Raw genomic sequence first — 1809 nt, 5'->3', positions numbered from 1 at the left:
TCAGCAAACTCGATGCGCTTCTGCCGCAGAACTGGAAGCCTTAGGCTTTATAGCTCTGCACCCTTCCGTCAAGATGGGATGCCTGGACGCTTACCGATGTGCATCCCAATCAGGTCACTCAGTGGAAGGCGCAGCTGCTACGCGCGCAATGCATTCCTCTCGTAGAACCTAAGGAATGTTTACCAGATGTTGATTGTTAAATCACAAGTGCTCTAGGGATGTTCACTGAATCGGGCTCACTCCAACTCGGGCGCCGACATTCCAGCTCAGTATCTGTCCATCCGCGAGTAGTTGGGTGGAGAGCGCCGGATAACTAACGTTTTGCACGCTTGTCGCTTCGTCGATAGCCAGGGATGCAGCGGCTCCAGCCGATTGGCCCATGATCATGTATACGGGCTCCATTCGCATTGAACTAAATGCCACATGCGACGCCGAGACGCATATAGTCACTAGTAAATTGGTGGCTTCGCTGCTTTTTGGAACAAGTGATCCATAAGCGATAGGGTAGGGTATAGCGACCTTATATACTGTGGTGCCTTCATTATTCGTTTGGTCATCGATGGGATATCTATGAACGGCATGTGAATCCATCGTATCTGAGGCGAGTCCAATTGAATTGGGTGCGCTTTGGGTTACAACGTCATGTTGAGTCATGACATAGGCACCCAACATGCGTCGTCCTTCGCGGACATACAGTTGGTAGGGAAATCCCCCATTGTCCGTAAATTCGTCCTTACAATAGCCATACTCGGCAACCGCCGAATTAACTGAGGCTGGAAGACGAGTACTAGTTTGCAGGAAGTACAGTAGGGCCTGAATATAGCGTTTGTGCTCGGCGGCAATCGCTTGTCTAACCTGCAGAGTGCCATCCGGATAGTCGGAACTTTCTCCAACTTCGTCCGTTGACAAGTCGCTGGAGTTATTGACGTCGAACTTTTGATGTATGCCTTGACCTTCGTTGGGGATTCCGACGGGCACGAAGAATGTTTGGACTGTCGGGGTATTTCCCTTTGCAATCATTGCCTCGGAAGAACGCGCAAATAGCTCGAATTCCGACGGGTCATAATTAACCGGAGCAGTGAATGGAATGCGATTGTCAGGGTCTTGGGTGAGGCAAAGGCGATAGTTATAGGCCATTACGCCGCTGTCACCAGATCCTATGTGGGTAGGTGTATAAGCCTGAATGTGCCGTATCAGGCCACTGGAAGGCACTCCCGGGACAACGTAGGGATCGATCTTTACACCGTTACTGCCATAGTCTACTTGGACGCCAGCATACGATTCATTGTATTGAGTGGATGCTTCACGACCGACCACATACGAAACCCCAGCCGCCGCCATTAAACTGCCTTCATAACTTGCGTCGATAAATTCCTTTGCGGTGTAGCTGTAGCCATTGACAGTGGCTAGCGATTTGATTGCGCCTCCATCTTTTATGATAGAACTCAAAACTGCGTTAGTAACTAGCTGTACGTTGGCTTGCTTGGTAAGCAATTTCTCAAACGCCTGACGAGCGACATGTGGTTCGTATAAGGTTCCATGTACCGACCAGGTTGATCCATAGATAGCTGCAACGGCCGCGAAAAATTCCTTCGCCAGTCCGCCTATCGCATTGATGTTTCCAATATCAGAGGTGCCGAGCCCGCTAGCGGGCATGCCGCCAATATGCGTGGTAGGCTCCAACAGGATTACCTTCTTGCCTAATCGTCCGGCTTCAATCGCGGCCATGATGCCCGACGGCGTAGCCGCGTAGACAACGACGTCGGCTGTTATCGACTGCGAACCAGAGCTAGACGAACCAGAGCTAGA

Annotated in this window: 1 protein-coding gene; it reads right to left on the bottom strand. The window is 50.9% G+C overall.

The features are described 5' to 3' along the window. Window positions 1–222 precede the first annotated feature (222 nt). Window positions 223–1773 carry an FAD-dependent oxidoreductase gene (locus BP26_RS28985; RefSeq protein WP_281172787.1) on the bottom strand — a complete coding sequence of 517 codons (1551 nt, stop codon included), beginning with the start codon at window positions 1771–1773 and terminating at the stop codon, window positions 223–225. Between the last annotated feature and the right edge of the window lie 36 nt (window positions 1774–1809).

The sequence above is a fragment of the Nevskia soli DSM 19509 genome (assembly GCF_000711955.1).
Lineage (GTDB): Bacteria > Pseudomonadota > Gammaproteobacteria > Nevskiales > Nevskiaceae > Nevskia > Nevskia soli.
This window is presented reverse-complemented; position numbering and strand designations above follow the sequence as displayed.